The 16,309-nt window shown below is 72.4% G+C and carries 18 protein-coding genes; 6 read left to right on the forward strand and 12 right to left on the reverse strand.

The window, feature by feature from the left end; genetic code table 11:
• Positions 1-23: 23 nt before the first annotated feature.
• The 4 genes from ACNJ93_RS04690 to ACNJ93_RS04705 form a co-directional block, all read right to left on the reverse strand.
• Positions 24-710: a GNAT family N-acetyltransferase gene (locus ACNJ93_RS04690; protein ID WP_418956043.1), complete on the reverse strand. Its 687-nt coding sequence runs from the start codon at positions 708-710 to the stop codon at positions 24-26.
• Between the two features lie 137 nt (positions 711-847).
• Positions 848-1,708 (reverse strand): MetQ/NlpA family ABC transporter substrate-binding protein, encoded by an 861-nt coding sequence (locus ACNJ93_RS04695; protein WP_418956044.1) that lies wholly within the window; start codon positions 1,706-1,708, stop codon positions 848-850.
• Between the two features lie 117 nt (positions 1,709-1,825).
• Positions 1,826-2,494 carry a methionine ABC transporter permease gene (locus ACNJ93_RS04700; RefSeq protein ID WP_418956045.1) on the reverse strand — a complete coding sequence of 223 codons (669 nt, stop codon included), beginning with the start codon at positions 2,492-2,494 and terminating at the stop codon, positions 1,826-1,828.
• Positions 2,491-3,561 (reverse strand): methionine ABC transporter ATP-binding protein, encoded by a 1,071-nt coding sequence (locus ACNJ93_RS04705; RefSeq protein ID WP_418956046.1) that lies wholly within the window; start codon positions 3,559-3,561, stop codon positions 2,491-2,493. Before ACNJ93_RS04705 ends, ACNJ93_RS04700 begins: the two co-directional genes overlap by 4 nt.
• A gap of 524 nt (positions 3,562-4,085) precedes the next feature.
• Between ACNJ93_RS04705 and ACNJ93_RS04710 the strand changes: the two genes are divergently transcribed.
• Together ACNJ93_RS04710 and ACNJ93_RS04715 are read left to right on the forward strand one after the other, a co-directional pair.
• Complete coding sequence (locus ACNJ93_RS04710; RefSeq protein WP_418956047.1) at positions 4,086-4,448, forward strand: hypothetical protein; 363 nt, start codon at positions 4,086-4,088, stop codon at positions 4,446-4,448.
• Between the two features lie 2 nt (positions 4,449-4,450).
• Entirely contained in the window at positions 4,451-4,894 is a 444-nt protein-coding gene (locus ACNJ93_RS04715) for a hypothetical protein (RefSeq protein WP_418956048.1), read from the forward strand.
• Between the two features lie 3 nt (positions 4,895-4,897).
• On the opposite strand, the gene ACNJ93_RS04720 is transcribed toward ACNJ93_RS04715, so the two are convergent.
• The 3 genes from ACNJ93_RS04720 to ACNJ93_RS04730 all read right to left on the reverse strand — a co-directional run bounded on the left by ACNJ93_RS04720 (position 4,898) and on the right by ACNJ93_RS04730 (position 7,260).
• A complete protein-coding gene (locus ACNJ93_RS04720; RefSeq protein WP_418956049.1) occupies positions 4,898-5,380 on the reverse strand; it encodes a GNAT family N-acetyltransferase in 483 nt (160 codons plus the stop codon).
• 37 nt (positions 5,381-5,417) lie between these two features.
• Entirely contained in the window at positions 5,418-5,969 is a 552-nt protein-coding gene (locus tag ACNJ93_RS04725) for a sigma-70 family RNA polymerase sigma factor (RefSeq protein WP_418956050.1), read from the reverse strand.
• An 85-nt stretch (positions 5,970-6,054) separates the two neighbouring features.
• Positions 6,055-7,260 (reverse strand): glycerophosphodiester phosphodiesterase, encoded by a 1,206-nt coding sequence (locus ACNJ93_RS04730; protein ID WP_418956051.1) that lies wholly within the window; start codon positions 7,258-7,260, stop codon positions 6,055-6,057.
• Positions 7,261-7,497: 237 nt separating this feature from the next.
• Between ACNJ93_RS04730 and ACNJ93_RS04735 the strand changes: the two genes are divergently transcribed.
• Entirely contained in the window at positions 7,498-8,172 is a 675-nt protein-coding gene (locus ACNJ93_RS04735; protein ID WP_418956052.1) for a lysophospholipid acyltransferase family protein, read from the forward strand.
• 79 nt (positions 8,173-8,251) lie between these two features.
• On the opposite strand, the gene ACNJ93_RS04740 is transcribed toward ACNJ93_RS04735, so the two are convergent.
• From ACNJ93_RS04740 to ACNJ93_RS04750, 3 genes are all read right to left on the reverse strand, one after another.
• Positions 8,252-9,733, reverse strand: coding sequence for a membrane-associated oxidoreductase (locus ACNJ93_RS04740; RefSeq protein WP_418961309.1), 1,482 nt, complete (start codon positions 9,731-9,733; stop codon positions 8,252-8,254).
• Positions 9,734-9,816: 83 nt separating this feature from the next.
• Positions 9,817-11,358: an MFS transporter gene (locus tag ACNJ93_RS04745; protein WP_418956053.1), complete on the reverse strand. Its 1,542-nt coding sequence runs from the start codon at positions 11,356-11,358 to the stop codon at positions 9,817-9,819.
• Positions 11,355-11,906 (reverse strand): TetR/AcrR family transcriptional regulator, encoded by a 552-nt coding sequence (locus ACNJ93_RS04750; RefSeq protein WP_418956054.1) that lies wholly within the window; start codon positions 11,904-11,906, stop codon positions 11,355-11,357. The genes ACNJ93_RS04745 and ACNJ93_RS04750 overlap by 4 nt, the downstream gene beginning before the upstream one ends.
• 102 nt (positions 11,907-12,008) lie before the next feature.
• Between ACNJ93_RS04750 and ACNJ93_RS04755 the strand changes: the two genes are divergently transcribed.
• Positions 12,009-12,515 (forward strand): HAD domain-containing protein, encoded by a 507-nt coding sequence (locus ACNJ93_RS04755; RefSeq protein ID WP_418961310.1) that lies wholly within the window; start codon positions 12,009-12,011, stop codon positions 12,513-12,515.
• Positions 12,516-12,524: 9 nt separating this feature from the next.
• On the opposite strand, the gene argH is transcribed toward ACNJ93_RS04755, so the two are convergent.
• Positions 12,525-13,961: an argininosuccinate lyase gene (gene argH, locus ACNJ93_RS04760; RefSeq protein ID WP_418956055.1), complete on the reverse strand. Its 1,437-nt coding sequence runs from the start codon at positions 13,959-13,961 to the stop codon at positions 12,525-12,527.
• 253 nt (positions 13,962-14,214) lie between these two features.
• Here argH and ACNJ93_RS04765 point away from each other — a divergent pair, with 253 nt between their 5' ends.
• Together ACNJ93_RS04765 and ACNJ93_RS04770 are read left to right on the forward strand one after the other, a co-directional pair.
• On the forward strand, positions 14,215-14,811 hold the full coding sequence (locus ACNJ93_RS04765; RefSeq protein WP_418956056.1) for a pyridoxamine 5'-phosphate oxidase family protein: 597 nt from the start codon (positions 14,215-14,217) through the stop codon (positions 14,809-14,811).
• Between the two features lie 37 nt (positions 14,812-14,848).
• Positions 14,849-15,550: a L,D-transpeptidase family protein gene (locus tag ACNJ93_RS04770; protein WP_418956057.1), complete on the forward strand. Its 702-nt coding sequence runs from the start codon at positions 14,849-14,851 to the stop codon at positions 15,548-15,550.
• A 197-nt stretch (positions 15,551-15,747) separates the two neighbouring features.
• On the opposite strand, the gene ACNJ93_RS04775 is transcribed toward ACNJ93_RS04770, so the two are convergent.
• Entirely contained in the window at positions 15,748-16,308 is a 561-nt protein-coding gene (locus ACNJ93_RS04775; RefSeq protein ID WP_418956058.1) for an arginine repressor, read from the reverse strand.
• Position 16,309 lies beyond the last annotated feature (1 nt).

Here is a 16,309-nt window from a genome sequence, read left to right on the forward strand (position 1 = left end):
GGCTCCCCGGACCACCGTACCGATCAGCTCCAGTCGGCGAACGAGGAGTACCCGGCGTCGGCCATCTGGTCCGCGACGCCCTCCAGGTCCTCGGGGAGCAGGCTCCAGACGATGAGGTCGGTCCGGAGGTCGGTCCACTCGCCGGTCTCGGTCTGGTGGCGCACGATCCAGGCGTTGCGCAGCACGCCCTCGCTGATGCAGCCGATCTTCTGGGCGACCTGCTGGGAGGCGGTGTTGTCGGCGGCGGTGCGCAGTTCGAGGCGTTCGAAGCCGCGGTCGCGGAAGAGCCACTGGGCGACGGCGAGGACGGACTCGGTGGCGTAGCCCTCGCCGCGGGCCCAGGGGGCGGTGACGTACGCGACCTCGGTGGCGCCGGTGCGCCAGTTGGTGTGGTGCAGGTGGACCGTGCCGACCAGACGCTGGGTCAGGAACTCGGTCACCGCGAAGACGATGCCGCGGCCTTCGGTTCTCTCCGCAGGAGCGATCCTGCGCACCCAGTCCTCGGCGTCGGAGCGGGTGTACGGGTGCGGTACGGAGGTCCAGGCGGTGACGAGTTCGTCGTTCATCATCTCCACGAACGCGGGGATGTCGGCCTCTTCGTACGGGCGCAGCACCAGCCTGTCCGTGCTGATGGAGATGTCCGGAAAGGTGGTAGTCATGCGCAGCTCCATGCCGAAGAACCGTCGGAAGAGACCGTGAACGCACAGCATGCAGCATGGCGCTGTCCGTGCGCATGGCCGGGTGGGTCGCGGCGAAGGCCCCGCGCACCGGACGGGATGCGCGGGGCCTTCGTCACAAGGACAGTACTGCGAGCGCCGTCTGACGGCACGTCGCCTGCGGCCGCCGGTTACTTGACGGGCGTGCCGGCGGCGGGGACGACCGATCCGGCGTAGGTGTCCTCGATGTACTTCTTCACCTCGGGGGAGGCGAGCAGCTCGACGAGCTTGGCGACCCGCGGGTCCTTCTCGTCGCCCTGCTTGACGGCGAGGAAGTTGGCGTAGGGGTTGCCCTCCGCCTTCTCCAGGACGAGCGCGTCGGTGGCGGGCTTCAGCTTGGCCTCGATGGCGTAGTTGCCGTTGATGACCGCGGCGTCGACGTCGTTCAGGGCGCGGGGCACGGTGGCGGCCTCCAGCTCCTTGAACTCCAGGCCCTTCTTGTCGGTGATGTCGGAGAGCTTGGCCTCGGTGCCGACGCCGGGCTTGAGGGTGATCACCCCGTTGGCGGCGAGCAGCTGGAGCGCGCGGCCCTCGTTGGTGGTGTCGTTGGGCACGGCGACGGTCTGGCCGGGCTTGAGGTCCTTGAGGGCCTTCAGCTTCTTGGAGTAGAGGCCGAGGGGCTCCAGGTGGACGTTGGCCACCGGGACGATGTGGGTGCCGTTCTTCTTGTTGAAGTCGTCGAGGTACGGCTTGTGCTGGAAGTAGTTGGCGTCGACCTGGCCGGACTCGGTGGCGGTGTTCGGCAGGACGTAGTCCGTGAACTCCCTCACCTCCAGCTTGAGGCCGGCCTTCGCGGCGAGCTTGTCCTTGACGAAGTTGAGGATGTCGGCGTGCGGCGTCGGGGACGCGGCGACGACGAGCGGCTGGGACGCGTCGGCGGCTCCGCCCTCGCCCTTGGCGGCGGGGTCGGAGGAGGTGCCGCAGGCCGTCAGGCCCAGGGCGAGCGCGGCGGTGGCGGCGGCAGCGGCGGTGAGCTTGGTGTTCCTACGCACGAAGAGTGCCTCTTTCCGGTGGTGCGGACTTCGCCCGAGCACGACAAGTGCGGGCTGTGGGGTGGTGCGGGTACTGCGGTACTGCGGTACCGGGGGACCGCGCGGGGTGCGCGGGTGCTACGCGGTGCGGCCGCGGCGGGACAGGAGCCGGACGATGCCGTCTCCCACCAGCTGGACCACGGTCACGATGGCGATCAGGACGACGACGGTGACGAGCATGAACTGGGTGTCGAAGCGCTGGTAGCCGTAGGTGATGGCCTTGGAGCCGAGGCCTTCGCCGCCGACCGCGCCGGCCATGGCCGAGTAGCCGATGAGCACGATCACGGTGGTGGTGACGGCGGAGACGAGCGAGGGCAGGGCCTGCGGGAGCAGGACCTTGCGGATGATCGTGGGCACCGAGCCGCCCATGGCCTGGACGGCTTCGACCAGTCCGTGGTCGACCTCGCGGATCGCGGTCTCGACGAGGCGCGCGAAGAACGGGATGGCGCCGATGGCGAGCGGGACGATCATCGCGGTCGGGCCGATGAAGGTGCCGACGACGAAGGTGGTGAAGGGGATCAGGGCGATCAGCAGGATGATGAACGGCAGCGAGCGGCCGATGTTCACGATCACGCCGAGGACCTTGTTGACGGCGGTGTTCTGCAGCAGTCCGCCCTTGTCGGTGAGGACGAGGAGGATGCCGAGCGGGAGTCCGCCGAGCACGGAGACGACCGTGGCCCACAGCACCATGTAGAGGGTGTCGATCGTGCCCTGTTCGAGGAGCGGCTGCATTTCGGACCAGGTCACTGGGCGTCTTCCTTCGCGAGCGCGGGCTGCTGGACGGGGATCGCGGCGGTCACGGGGGCCTCGTCGGCGTCGACGACGTCGACCTGGAGGCCCTGCTCGCGCAGGAAGCCGACGGGCACGACGTTGTCCTCGTAGCGGCCGGGCAGCTCGATGCGCATGCGGCCGATCTGCTTGCCGGCGACGGTGTCCATCGCGGCGCCGAGGATCGAGATGTCGATGTTGTACGTGCGCGCGAGCTGCGAAATGACCGGCTGGGTGGCGGCCTCGCCGTGGAAGGTGACGTCGACGACGGTCCGCTCGGGGCCGGTGGCGGCGCCGGTGAGCGGGAAGAGCTCGGCGGCCAGCTCGGAGCCGGGGGTGGCGAGCAGTTCGCTGACCGTGCCGGACTCGACGATGCGGCCCTTCTGCATCAGCGCGGCGGAGTCGCAGATCGTCTTGACGACCTCCATCTCGTGCGTGATGAGCAGGACGGTGAGGCCGAGCTGCCGGTTGAGGTCGCGCAGGAGCTGGAGGATGGAGCGGGTGGTCTCGGGGTCGAGGGCGCTGGTGGCCTCGTCGGAGAGCAGCACCTTGGGCTTGCCGGCGAGGGCGCGGGCGATGCCGACGCGCTGCTTCTGGCCGCCGGAGAGCTGGCCGGGGTAGGCCCCGGCCTTGTCGGCGAGGCCGACGAGGTCGAGCAGTTCGAGGGCGCGGCGGCTGCGCTCGGCGCCGGAGACGCCGAGGATCTCCAGGGGCAGTTCGATGTTGTCCTGGACGGTGCGCGAGGACAGCAGGTTGAAGTGCTGGAAGACCATGCCGATGCCGGTGCGGGCGCGCCGCAGTTCGGCGCCGGCCCGGCGGCCGCGGCCGGCCAGGGCGGTGAGGTCGACCCCGTCGACGGTCACGGTGCCGGAGGTGGGGCGCTCCAGGAGGTTGACGCAGCGGATCAGGGAGGACTTGCCGGCGCCGCTCTGGCCGATCACGCCGAAGACCTCGCCCTCCCGGACGTGGAGGTCGACGCCGTCCAGAGCGGTGACCTGGCGGCCTCGTGACTCGTAGACCTTGGTGAGGCCCGAAGTGGTGATCACAGGGGTTTCCGTACTGTCGAGTGCGCGGCGCATGGGTCCGCCGGGCACGAACATTCGCAAAAGGGACAGTCAGGCGCGGGGATGCGCGGGGCAGCCACGTTCCGGTGCCGCGGGGCACACGGACGGTTCGGCCGTCGGGGGCTCGCTTCGGGGCGCGAGTCTCAGGCGGGGGCCCTCAGTTGGCGCACATTCGACACATACAACGAGCACCGGGCGTCAGGTTCGCCTCGGTCGCAGGGGTGCGGTCGCTCGTCGTGGTCATGGCTGCAAGTAAAGCACGGGGCATTTCGAACGGAAGGGCGGTGTCCGAATAGCGGACACCGCTGGGACACCAGGCGGACACCGGCCCGGGGCCCGGAGGGCTTCGTTCCGCTCCCTGCCTGGCCGGACGCGGCCGGCGAGGGAGCCGTCCGGGGGGCGGGCGGGCCGTCCGGTGTGGCCAAGGCCACCCCCGGGGCACGCCCGGGGCCGGCGGGCCGGGGCCGGGGGCGTCCGGTCCCCCGCCGCGTAATACCCTCGGGCCCATGCTTGACGCCCTGACGGTCGCGGTCTCCGTGGCCGCGCTCGCCCTCGCCGCCTGGTGCGGCTTCGCCGCGTACCGCGACCAGCCGACCAAGGACTGGCACTTCATCGGCATGGCCGTGGTGTCGGTGCTCGCCCTGGTCCAGCTGGTCATCGGGGTCGTGCAGCTGGCCCGCGGCCAGGAGGCCGAGGAGGGCACGGTGATCTTCGTGGCGTATCTGCTGGGCGCGCTGTGCGCGGTCCCGGCGGCGGGCTTCATGTCGCTGGCGGAACGCAGCCGCTGGGGCTCGGCGACGGTGGCGGCGGGCGCGGTGGTGCTCGCGGTCCTGGAGGTGCGCCTCTTCGACATCTGGACGGTGGGCTGACGATGACCGCGACCGACGCGGAGACGACGGAGAGCGGGCGGGCGGCGCGGCTCGTCAAGGGCCCCGGTCTGCTGCTCGTCTGGCTGTACGGCGTGATGTCGGTGGGCGCGGTCTCGCGGTCCGCCTACCAGATCGCCACCGAGTTCGACCGCGCGCCGCTCGCCTACTCGCTGACGGCGGCGGCGGCCGTGGTGTACGTCTTCATCACGTACACCCTCGTCCGGGGCGGCGAGACGGCCCGCCGGGCGGCGCTGGTGTGCTGCGCCGCCGAACTGGCGGGCGTCCTGATCGTGGGCACGTGGACGGTGCTCGACCCGTCCGCCTTCCCTGACGCCACGGTCTGGTCGGAGTACGGGTACGGCTACGTCTTCATCCCGGTCCTGCTCCCGGTGACCGGCATCCTGTGGCTGCGCCGGTCCCGGGCGGCGGGTGCGGCGGCGGTCTGACCGCTAGGCGGCCTTCTCCAGGGTCACCAGGGTGAACCGGGGGCCGACCTGCCGGGTGGCGACCTGCTCGTAGCCGCGGCTGCGGCACAGGCGCAGGTTGCCGTCGCTGCGGTGGCCGGTGAACAGCTGGAAGCGCTTGGCGGCGGGGGCGGGCTCGGCGGCGTAGTGACGCTCGATGGCGTCGAGGAGCCGGCCGCCGAGGCCGTGCCGGCGCAGTCTCGGGTGGACGATCAGTTTGTCGATGTGCACCGTCCCCGCCTCGTCCGCCTCGGCGCGCACCGACGCGACGACCTCGTCGCCGAGCCGGGCCACCAGGGCGTGCCCGCGCTCCAGTTCGGCCCGCAGGTCGTCGAGGGACTGGGTGAGCGGTTCCAGGCCCCAGTCGCCGTACAGCTCCGCCTCGCTCTGGTAGCAGAGGTACTGCAGCTTGAGTATCCGCTCGGCGTCCTGCCCGGTCGCCGCCGAGATGGTCACGCTCATGCCCATGTGCGCTGCCTTCCGCTCACCTGGTCCACTGGCCGGTCTACCGCTCCTTTCCCCTCGGTTCGGGAGCGGGAACCTCTGCGGCCAGCATTCTGCGCAGACATCCCAGGCAGCGGGAACGCATCGGCCCCAGACTGCCTTGTGAGATACCCAACTCCCCTGCGATTTCGCGGTAGGTGGGGTCCTCCGGCGAGAGCATCGCGGTGAGCACCCGGGGGCACTGGCCGGGAGTGCGGCGCACCGCGGCGCGCAGGGTGCGGCGGCGTTCGGCGACGAGCGCGGAGCGCTCCGGGGAGCCGTGGGCGCTGTGCGGGGCGGCGGGTTCCTGCGGGTAGGCGCCCTCACGGCCCGCGGTGCGGCGGGCCCGGCGGGCCTCGTCGCGGACGGCGCGGCGCAGCCAGTCGGCGGGGCGGGCGGGGGCGTCGTCGTCGTGCAGCCGCTCCAGGAGCCGGAGCCAGACGGCCTGTTCGAGGTCGCCGGGCTCGATGCCGGCGCCGGCGGCCTCGGCGTGCGACTCGGCGGCGAGCAGCGGGGCGAGTTCGGCGACCAGGCGCGGGGCCCGCTCGGGGGCGGGGGGTTCGTCAGTCGTCATGCCCGGCACGACGGGCGGCGGCCGCGGGGTGGTTGCGCGCTGCCGCGGCAACCACCCGGTCGGGTGCACCGCCCGTCGCGGACGCTCAGTGCCCGTCGCGGTCTGCCAGGTCGGCGGCGGCGAGCAGGGCCGTGTCGGGGTTGTCGGAGAAGATGCCGTCGATGCCGGTGGCCAGGTAGGTCTTCAAAGCGCCGAAGGAGTCTCCGTACGCCGTCGGGTCGGTGCCCCGGCGGAAGTCGGCGGGCAGGAAGGCGTTCTCGTTGCGGTGCGTGTACGGGTGCAGGATCAGGCCCTGCGCGTGGGCGTCGCGGACCAGGGTGGTCGGGGCGCCGAGCTTCCCGCCCGCGTCCTTGGGTATCACCAGGTCGAGCGTGGGGCCGATGCCCTGCGCGTACGAGGCGATCCACGCCAGGCCCTCGGGCGTGACCAGGTCGGCGACGGTGCGCGGGTCGCCGGCCTGGACGAAGTCCCACGGGCGGGTGCTCGCACCGGAGAGCAGGACCACGCGCGGGGAGTCCACGAGCTTCGCCAGGCGCTGGATGCTGCTGGGCTCGAAGGACTGCAGGAAGACCGGGGAGTGGGCGCGGTGCCGGCCGTGGCGGCGCAGCAGCTTGGCGAGCCGCTCCTCCAGGCCGAGGCCGAGGCCGCGGAAGTACGTGGGGTGCTTGGTCTCGACGTGCAGCCACACCTCGCGGCCGCGCCGGCGGCCCTCCTGGTCGGCCCAGCGCAGCACCTCCTCGAAGGTGGGGACGGTCCAGCGGCCGTCGTAGAGCGTGTTCTCCTGGCGGGTGCCGGGGATGCGCTCCTTGGCGCGCAGGGTCTTCAGCTCGGCGAGCGTGAAGTCCTCGGTGAACCAGCCGGTGTACGCGGTGCCGTCGACGGTCTTGGTGGTCCTCCGGGAGGCGAACTCCGGGTGGTCGGCGACGTCGGTGGTGCCGGTGATGTCGTTCTCGTGGCGGCACACCAGGTGTCCGTCCTTGGTGGGGACGAGGTCCTGCTCGACGACGTGCGCGCCCATGTCCAGGGCGAGCTGGTAGGAGCCGAGGGTGTGCTCGGGGCGGTAGCCGCTGGCGCCGCGGTGGGCGATGACGGTGGGGACCGGCAGGGCGCGGTGGCCCCGGCCGGCGGCGCGGTCCGCTGCCGGCCCGGCGGAGGGCGCGGCGGCGTGCCCGGTGGTGTGCGCGCCGGCGTGCGCCTCCGTGGCGCCGAGGGCCGCGGAGCCGAGGACGGCGGCTCCCGCCGCGCCGAGGACGGTCCGCCGGGCCGGGTTTGTACGCGAACCCTGGGTCATGAAGGCTCCTTCTGCCGCTGTCGTCCGAAGTCCCGCGCCTGTCCGCGGGCGCTGACGACCGTAGGCCGAGCCGCCTTCCTGGCGGCAGACCTTCGGCGAACGGGGCGCAAACTCACGTCAACGTGCCGTTGCCTTCGTGTGAACCCGATGTGCGGATCGCGGTGACCCGCGAGTATCGTCCTCACCTGCACTTCGCACGCCGCACCACGCCTACCGTCCCCGACACCGGAGGAACCGTTGTCCCGTCTCGCGCTCATCAAGGCAGTGCTCGGACCGATCCTGCGTCTGATGTTCCGCCCACGCGTGGAGGGCGCGGAGCACATCCCGGGCACGGGCCCCGTGATCCTGGCCGGAAACCATCTCACCTTCATCGACTCCATGATCATGCCGCTGTGCACGGACCGCCCGGTGTACTTCATCGGCAAGGACGAGTACGTGACGGGCAAGGGCCTCAAGGGCCGGCTGATGGCGTGGTTCTTCACCGGCGTCGGCATGATCCCGGTGGACCGGGACGGCGGCCGGGGCGGTGTCGCGGCGCTGATGACCGGCCGCCGCGTGCTGGAGGAGGGCAAGGCGTTCGCGATCTACCCGGAGGGCACCCGCTCCCCCGACGGCCGGCTGTACCGGGGCCGTACCGGCATCGCGCGGCTGACGCTGATGACCGGTGCGCCCGTGGTGCCGTTCGCGATGATCGGCACGGACAAGATCCAGCCGGGCGGCGCGGGCATGCCGCGGCCGGGCCGGGTGACGGTCCGCTTCGGCGAGCCGATGGAGTTCTCCCGCTACGACGGCATGGACCGCGACCGGTACGTGCTGCGCGCGGTGACGGACTCGGTGATGGCCGAGGTGATGCGGCTGTCGGGGCAGGAGTACGTCGACATGTACGCCACGAAGGCGAAGGAAGCCGCCTGAGCCCGCGGCACGGCGTTCGCCGAAGGGCCGGATCCCCGTGGGGGGTCCGGCCCTTCGGTCTGCCGCGCGCCGCCGGACGCTACTGGCGGCTGAGGGAACGCGTGATGCCCGCCGCGATGGTGGTCGCCAGGGTCCAGCCGGTGACGATCAGGAGGTACGAGAGCCACTGCTGGGTCCCGCTCGGCGCGTAGGCCGCCTCCTGCCCGAAGCCGATGATCGGCAGGAGCAGGTCGAGGGTGTAGAAGACCGGGTTGAAGTCCGGCGCCTCGCCGGCCTTGAGCGGCCGGGGGTGGTGCAGGGCGAAGGCGAGGGAGCCGGTCAGCAGCAGCGCCGCCAGCCAGCCGGCCGCGCGCGTGGGCCGGAAGCCGTAGCCGACGGTGGCGTCCTGGAGCAGGCCCCAGGCGCGGGCGAAGAGCGGCAGGGTGCGCCGGTGGCGGCGGAGCTTGGCCAGCTGGACGGTGCGTACGGCCGCGTCGTCGCCGGCCGTGCGGTAGGCGGCGGCCAGTTGTTCGTACGCGAAGGGCGTGTAGCCGTGCGCGTCGCGTTCCAGGGCGGGGAGCCGCTCCTCGGCGGGCAGGTGCGGGCCGAGACTGCGGTAGGTCAGGCCGTCGAGGCGGACCTGGTCGGGCCAGACCTCCGGGGCGGCGAAGAGCAGGTCGCACTGGGTGCGGCGGAGGTTGACCGAGCCCTCGACCCGGGGGCAGTCGCGCAGCCAGATCTCGCCGACGGTGCAGCTGCTGGCCCGTAGGGCGGTGCCGCCGGGGTTGGCGAGCCGGGCGTGGGCGAGGTTGAGCTGGCCGGGTATGCGGGCGCCGGTGAGGTTGACCCGGCCGGTGGCGCGCAGTCGCATGGCGCGCAGGTCGGTGCCGACGGCCAGGGTCTCGGCGTGCAGGGCGGTGCCGCCGGGGCAGTCGAGCACGGCGTCGTCCAGCAGGACCTGGCCGCCGACGGTGGTCGCGTTCAGCAGGACGCGGCCGTGGGCGACCAGCCGCTTGGCCCGGACGTCGGTGCCGATCGTGGCGTGGTTGAGCAGCAGGACCGGGGCGTCGGGGTCCTCGGGGTCGACGGGGACCGGGCCGCCGAGGACGGCGTCGTTGAGGAAGACCCCGTTGGCGACCTGGGCGCCGGACAACTGGAGCGGGCCGGTGATCCGGCAGCAGGACAGCCGCAGCGACACGTCGAGGCGCAGGTTCGACGCCTCCAGGCCGGGGAGCACCGAGTCGGTCAGGACGAGCGTGCGCATCCGGGCGGCGTAGAAGTCGGGGCGCTCGTCGAACCAGCAGCCGCGCAGGCGCAGCGGGTGGTCGACGTCCCCGTACTTGAGGCGGAGCACTCCGGTGACGCGGGCGCCGGTGACCTTCAGGCCGGGGGTCGCCCCCTCGCGGTCCGGGCCGTCGAGGAGCAGGGCGCGCAGTACCTCGGCGCGCACGGTGCGCTCGGGGCCCCAGGACGCTCCGGTGCCGGGGTCCTCGTCGGGATGCGCGCGGAAGTCGACGCCCTCGTCGTGCGGGAACGCCTCCCAGATGCGGCGTTCGGCCGGCGTCAGGTCGTTGATCTCCATCGCGGGGATGGTTTCGCGCACCCGTTCCCCCTGTCAATTCCAAGGGGAACGGGGCGCGCTGACGCGCCATCAGTGTTAGACGGTCAGTGCTCGGGGCCGTCGGCCAGCCGCTGGCCCTTCAGCAGGAACCAGGCCGCGACCGCGGTCGCGAGCAGGACCGCCGCGCCGACGCCGGCGGCGATGCGCAGGCCGTCGGTGAAGGCGTCCTGGGCCGCGCCGAGCAGCGCCGCGGCGGTCCCCGGAGCGAGGTCCGCGGACGCCTCGACCGCGCCGCCGAGCGAGTCGTGGGCGGCGGCCACCGCGCCGGACGGGACGCCCGCCGGGGCGGCGAAGCCCTGGTAGACGCCGGTGACGATGGAGCCGAGCAGGGCGATGCCGAGCGCCGCGCCCAGTTCGTACGCGGTCTCGGAGACGGCGGAGGCCGAACCGGCCTGTTCCTTGGGCACGCTGGACAGGATCACGTCGGCCGTGACCGTGAACGCGAAGCCCGCGCCGACGCCGACGACGAGCAGGCTGGCGCCCAGCAGCGGGTAGCCGCTGCCGCTGTGCAGGGTGGTCAGCGCCGCGAGGGACAGGCCGACCGCGGCGAGGCCGCCGGCCACCACGGAGCGGACGGAGTACCGGCGGGCGGCGGAGCCGGCGATCAGTCCGGCGGTCACCGCGCCGACGGCGGCCGGGAGTTCGGCGAGCCCGGCCTCCAACGGCTGGCGGCCCTGGACCAGTTGCAGGAACTGGGAGAGGAAGAAGATCAGTCCGGACAGGCCGAGGATGGTCAGCAGGTCGGCGAGGACGGCCGCGGAGAAGCCGCGGTTGCGGAACAGCCGCATGTCGAGCAGCGGCGCCGGCAGGGTGAGCTGACGGCGGACGAACCAGGTCAGGGCGCCCGCGCCGAGGAGGACGGCGGCGCCCACGTCGACCGTGGGGCCGTGCGCGGCCAGCTCCTTGATCGCGTACACGACGCCGATCATGCCGACGAGGGACAGACCGACGCTGGGCAGGTCCCAGGGGCCGGGGTTCGGGTTCTTCGACTCGGGGATCAGCTTGACGCCGACGACGACGAGAACCGCCATCACGGGCAGGTTGATGAGGAAGACCGAGCCCCACCAGAAGTGTTCGAGCAGGAAGCCGCCGACGACCGGGCCGACGGCCGCGCCGGCGGAGGCCATGGCGCCCCAGATGCCGACGGCGAGGCTGCGCTCGCGCGGGTCGTGGAAGAGGTTGCGGATCAGCGCGAGGGTGGACGGCATGAGGGTCGCGCCGGCCACGCCGAGCAGGGCGCGGGCCGCGATCATCATCTCCGGGCTGGTGGCGTAGGCGTTGAGCACGGAGACGGCGCCGAACGCGGCGGCGCCGGTGAGCAGCAGCTTCTTGCGGCCGATGCGGTCGCCGAGACTGCCCATGGAGACCAGCAGTCCGGCGATGACGAAGGAGTAGACGTCGCCGATCCACAGCAGCTGGGTGCCGGACGGCTTCAGGTCCTCGGAGAGGAAGGGCGTCGCGAGGCCGAGCACGGTGGCGTCCACCGCCACCAGCAGCACGGCCAGGACGAGGACGGCGAGGGCGAGCCAGCGGCCGGGCCGGGGACTCGCCTCGGTATGCTCTCGGTGCCGGTCGATCACGGTCATGGCTCCACGCTCCTGCGCGCTCCGCCGAGCAGCAGCTCGACGATCATGTATTGGTAGTCCTTGGCGGCGACCCGCCCGTCCATGACGGCCCAGGCGCAGCTCCCGACGAGTCCGTAGAAGGCCTCGGTGAGCCAGGCGGGCGTCAGGTCGATCCGGAAGACGCCCTGCTCCTGGCCGCGCCGGAAGAGCGCGGAGACGCGAGCGTCGAGCCGGGCCCAGCCCTCGTTCTGCCCCTCCCCCTCGAACAGCTGGTTCTCGGTGACGAGGAAGGACAACAGCGGGGCGAGCGGCTCCACTTCGGCGACGAGCCGGCGGACGGCCTCGTCCGCGGGGCCGTCCTCCAGCGCCGCGCCGTCGAAGGCGGCGTCCAGCTCCTGGAGCGCCATCTCCTCCAGCGCGCGGATCAGCGCGTCGCGCCCGGCGAAGAGCCGGTGCAGCGTGGCGCGGCCGATGCCGGCGGCCCGTGCGACGTCGTCCATGGTGGCGGTCGCTCGGAGGCTGAGCGTCGCGGCGGCGGAGCGGAGTACCTGGGTGCGGTCGACTGCCATGAGACGAGCATACCCCGGGTGAGACATCAATGTCTCACCAGAAATATCGATGCCTCACCGAGGCGGAACAGGAATGCTGTGTACATGACTACGGATGCGGGCCTGAAGCCCCTGCTGCTGATCGATGTCGACGGCCCGCTGAACCCGTACGCGGCGCAGGCCCAGCGCCGGCCGGAGGGCTACCGCACGCACCGGATGCGCCCCTCGGGCTGGTTCGACGGAAAGCCCCTGCGGGTGTGGCTGAACCCCGGGCACGGGGCGGAGCTGCGGGAGCTGGCCGCCCAGTACGAGCTGGTCTGGGCGACGACCTGGAAGAACGAGGCGAACGAGTGGATCGGGCCCCATCTGGGGCTGCCCGAGCTGCCGTTCATCGACTGGCCCAAGATGCACGGAGCCGCCCCGCGCGGGACGTTCTGGAAGACGCAGTACATCCTCGAGTACGCGGCGGGGCGGCCGTTCGCGTGGGTGGACGACGACATCACGTCGTACGACCACGAGTACGTGGAGCAGAACCACCTCGCCGCCGCCCTGCTGCTGAACATCGACCCCCGGCTCGGACTGCTCCGGCCGGACTTCGACGCCCTCGCGGACTGGGCGGCGGCGCTGTAGGGAGGGGGCTCAGATCCCGGCGTTCTTGGCGTCCGCCCAGGCGTGCTGGATGACCAGGTCGGCCTTCACCTCGACGAGCTGGGCGGCGACCGCGGAGGGGGCGGTGCCGCCGCGGCCACTGCGGGAGGCGAGCGCGCCGGGGACGTCGAGCACGGAGCGGACCTCGGGCGTCAGATGAGAGGAGATCTTCGCGAACTGCTCGTCGGTCAGCTCGTCCAGCTCCTTGCCCTCCGACTCGGCGACCTTGACGCACTCGCCGGCGACCTCGTGCGCGACGCGGAAGGGCACGCCCTGCCGGACCAGCCACTCGGCGATGTCGGTGGCGAGCGAGAAGCCGGCCGGGGCCAGCTCCTCCATGCGCTCGCGATGGACGGTGAGCGTGGCCATCATGCCGGTGAAGGCCGGCAGCAGGATCTCCAGCTGGTCGCAGGAGTCGAAGACCGGCTCCTTGTCCTCCTGGAGGTCCCGGTTGTAGGCGAGCGGCAGGGCCTTGAGGGTGGCCATGAGGCCGGTCAGGTTGCCGATGAGGCGGCCGGACTTGCCGCGGGCGAGCTCGGCGATGTCCGGGTTCTTCTTCTGCGGCATGATCGAGGAGCCGGTGGAGAAGGCGTCGTGGAGGGTGACGAAGGAGAACTCCTTCGTGTTCCAGATGATGATCTCCTCGGCGATCCGGGAGACGTCGACCCCGATCATCGCGGTGATGAACGCGAACTCGGCGACGAAGTCGCGCGACGCGGTGCCGTCGATGGAGTTGCCGGCCGAACCGCGCTCGAAGCCGAGGTCCTTGGCGACGGCCTCCGGGTCGAGCCCGAGCGAGGAGCCGGCGAGGGCGCCGGAGCCGTACGGGGAGACCGCGGTCCGGGTGTCCCACTGGCGCAGCCGCTCGGCGTCCCGGGACAGGGCCTGGACGTGGGCGAGCACGTGGTGGGCGAAGAGCACCGGCTGCGCGTGCTGGAGGTGGGTGCGGCCCGGCATGGCGACGTCCGGGTGCGCCTCGGCGAGGCCGACCAAGGCGTCCTGGAGGTCGGCGATCAGTCCGCCGATGATCCGGGCGTGGTCCCGCAGGTACATCCGGAACAGCGTGGCGACCTGGTCGTTGCGGGACCGGCCGGCGCGCAGCTTGCCGCCGAGGTCCGGCCCGAGCCGCTCCAGGAGGCCGCGCTCCAGGGCGGTGTGCACGTCCTCGTCGGCGATGGTCCCGACGAACTCGCCGGAGGCCACGTCCGCCTCCAGCCGGTCGAGCCCGTCCAGCATGCGCGTGAGCTCGTCCTCGGTGAGCAGCCCGGCCTTGTGGAGCACGCGGGCGTGGGCGCGGGAGCCGGCGATGTCGTACGGCGCGAGGCGCCAGTCGAAGTGGACCGACGCGGACAGCTTCGCCAGGGCCTCGGCGGGGCCGTCGGCGAACCGGCCGCCCCAGAGCCGGACGTCACCGTTGTTGCTGCTCACTCTGATGCTCCTCAGGAGGACGGGATGTCATGCATGAGTATGCAATGCTACGCATGTTTCGTCAATCCGACGTCGCATCCGGCGTCCGGCTGCCGACGAGGCGTACGACCGCTTCCACGCCTTCCTGGGTGCCTGCCGCGAGCGCGCGGTCGCGCACGCCGCCCTGACCGCGATGGAGGACGCCGGGGTGCTGCGCCCCAAGGACCTGGGCAGGGCCGGCCCTGTCCCACGCGGACCGGGGAGAATGGCGTACATGGGAAAAACGCATGAACGTATCGACGGACGACTGCGTGCCTTCATCGAGGCGCAGCCCCTCTTCTTCACCGCCACCGCGCCGCTCGACGGCGAAGGAACGGTCAATCTCTCCCCCAAGGGGCTGCGCGGCTCGTTCGCCGTTCTCGACGAACGCACCGTCGCCTACCTGGACTTCGCCGGGTCCACCGCCGAGACCGTCGCGCACCTGCGGGAGAACGGGCGGATCACGCTCATGTGGTGCGCCTTCCAGGGGCCGCCGAACATCGTGCGGGTGCACGGCAAGGGCGAGGCCGTGTTCCGGGACGACGAGCGCTGGGAGGGGCTGATGGCGCACTTCCCGGACATCGACGTGACGCAGCACGGTCTGCGCGCCGTGATCGTCGTGCGCGCCGACGTGATCCGGGACAGCTGCGGGTACGCGGTGCCGTTCATGTCGTACGACGAGGACCGCGACCTGCACGGGAAGCGGTTCGCCCGGGAGGACGACGCCTCGCTGAGCGCGTACTTCGCGAAGAAGGAGCACATCGCGACGAGCATGGACGGGCTGCCCGGGCTGCCGCTCCCGCTGCCGCCGCTCCCCCGGCCGGGCCAGTAGGCGTGCGGCGGGGCCGCGGCGGGTCTAGCGTCGCGCCATGCGCCTGCTGCTCGTCGCCCTCGCCTCGCTCACCGCGCTCCTCTCCGCGCCCTCTCCCGTCGCGCCCGGTGCCGAGCCTCTGCCCGCCCGGATGGACGACACCGGGGGCGGGACGCAGCTGATCACCGCCGAGGCGCCCGCCCTGACCTCCACCACCGGGAGGGTCACCTGGTGGGACCGGCGGGGCGGGCGGTGGGTGGCGGCCGGCTCGGCGCCCGCGCGGTTCGGGGCGAACGGCCTCGCCGACGGGGAGACCCGGCGGCAGGGCACGAGCACCACTCCGACCGGGCTCTACCGGCTGCCCTACGCCTTCGGCATCGAGCCGCGGCCGGCCGGCGCCACGTACCCGCACCGGCCGGTGACACAGCGGTCCTGGTGGTGCCAGGACAACGACTCGCGCGCGTACAACCGCTGGGTCGAGGGGCTGCCCGCCGACTGCCGGGCCGCCGAGGCGGAGCATCTCGTCACGTACGGGACGCAGTACGCGCACGCGCTCGTCGTCGCGTTCAACTACGACCGGCCCGTGCGCCACCGCGGCGCCGGGATCTTCCTGCACGTCAACGGGCGCGGGGCGACGGCCGGTTGCGTGTCCGTGCCGGCGGACGCGATGCGCCGCATCCTGCGCTGGGCCGATCCGGACCGCCGCCCGCACCTCGCCATCGGGACGCGGGGCGGCCCGACGGCGATCACGCGGTACTAGCGGTACGGACCGGCCCCAGCGGTCCTAGGGGGTGTCCGAAAAGTCCCGCCTGGCTCGCGACGCCCGGCACGCGCCCTCGCGGCGTTGTCGTCGGTCGCCATGGCACGCCATGACTCCCTCCTCCGCCTTGCGATGACACGCACCGGACGCCGCGAGCCCTGCCCTTCGGGCAGACGACGCTACTTTCCGGACACCCCCTAGCGGTCGTTCTGCGCCAGCCGCAGCAGGTGGTCGGCCAGCGCCTGGCCGCCCGCCGGATCGCGGGAGATGAGCAACAGCGTGTCGTCGCCCGCGATCGTGCCGAGGATGTCGTGCAGTTCGGCCTGGTCGATGGCCGAGGCGAGGAACTGGGCCGCGCCGGGCGGGGTGCGCAGCACCACCAGGTTCGCCGACGCCTCCGCGGAGATCAGCAGTTCGCCGGAGAGCCGGCGCATCCGCTCCTCCTTCGCGGACTCGCCGAGCGGCGCCTGCGGGGTGCGGAAACCGCCCTCGCTGGGAACCGCGTAGATCAGCTCGCCCCCGGTGTTGCGGATCTTCACCGCGCCCAGCTCGTCGAGGTCCCGGGAGAGCGTCGCCTGGGTGACGCTCAGCCCGTCGTCGGCGAGGAGCCTGGCCAGCTGGCTCTGCGAGCGCACCGGCTGCCGGTTGAGGATGTCGACGATCCTGCGGTGGCGTGCGGTGCGGGTCTGCGGAACGGACGGTCCGCCGGGGTCCGTCCGGGAGGACCCGTCGTGCTCGGTGCCCTGCGCCTCGGTCATC

Origin of the sequence: Streptomyces tritici (assembly GCF_048500665.1) — a bacterium.
Lineage (GTDB): Bacteria > Actinomycetota > Actinomycetes > Streptomycetales > Streptomycetaceae > Streptomyces > Streptomyces tritici.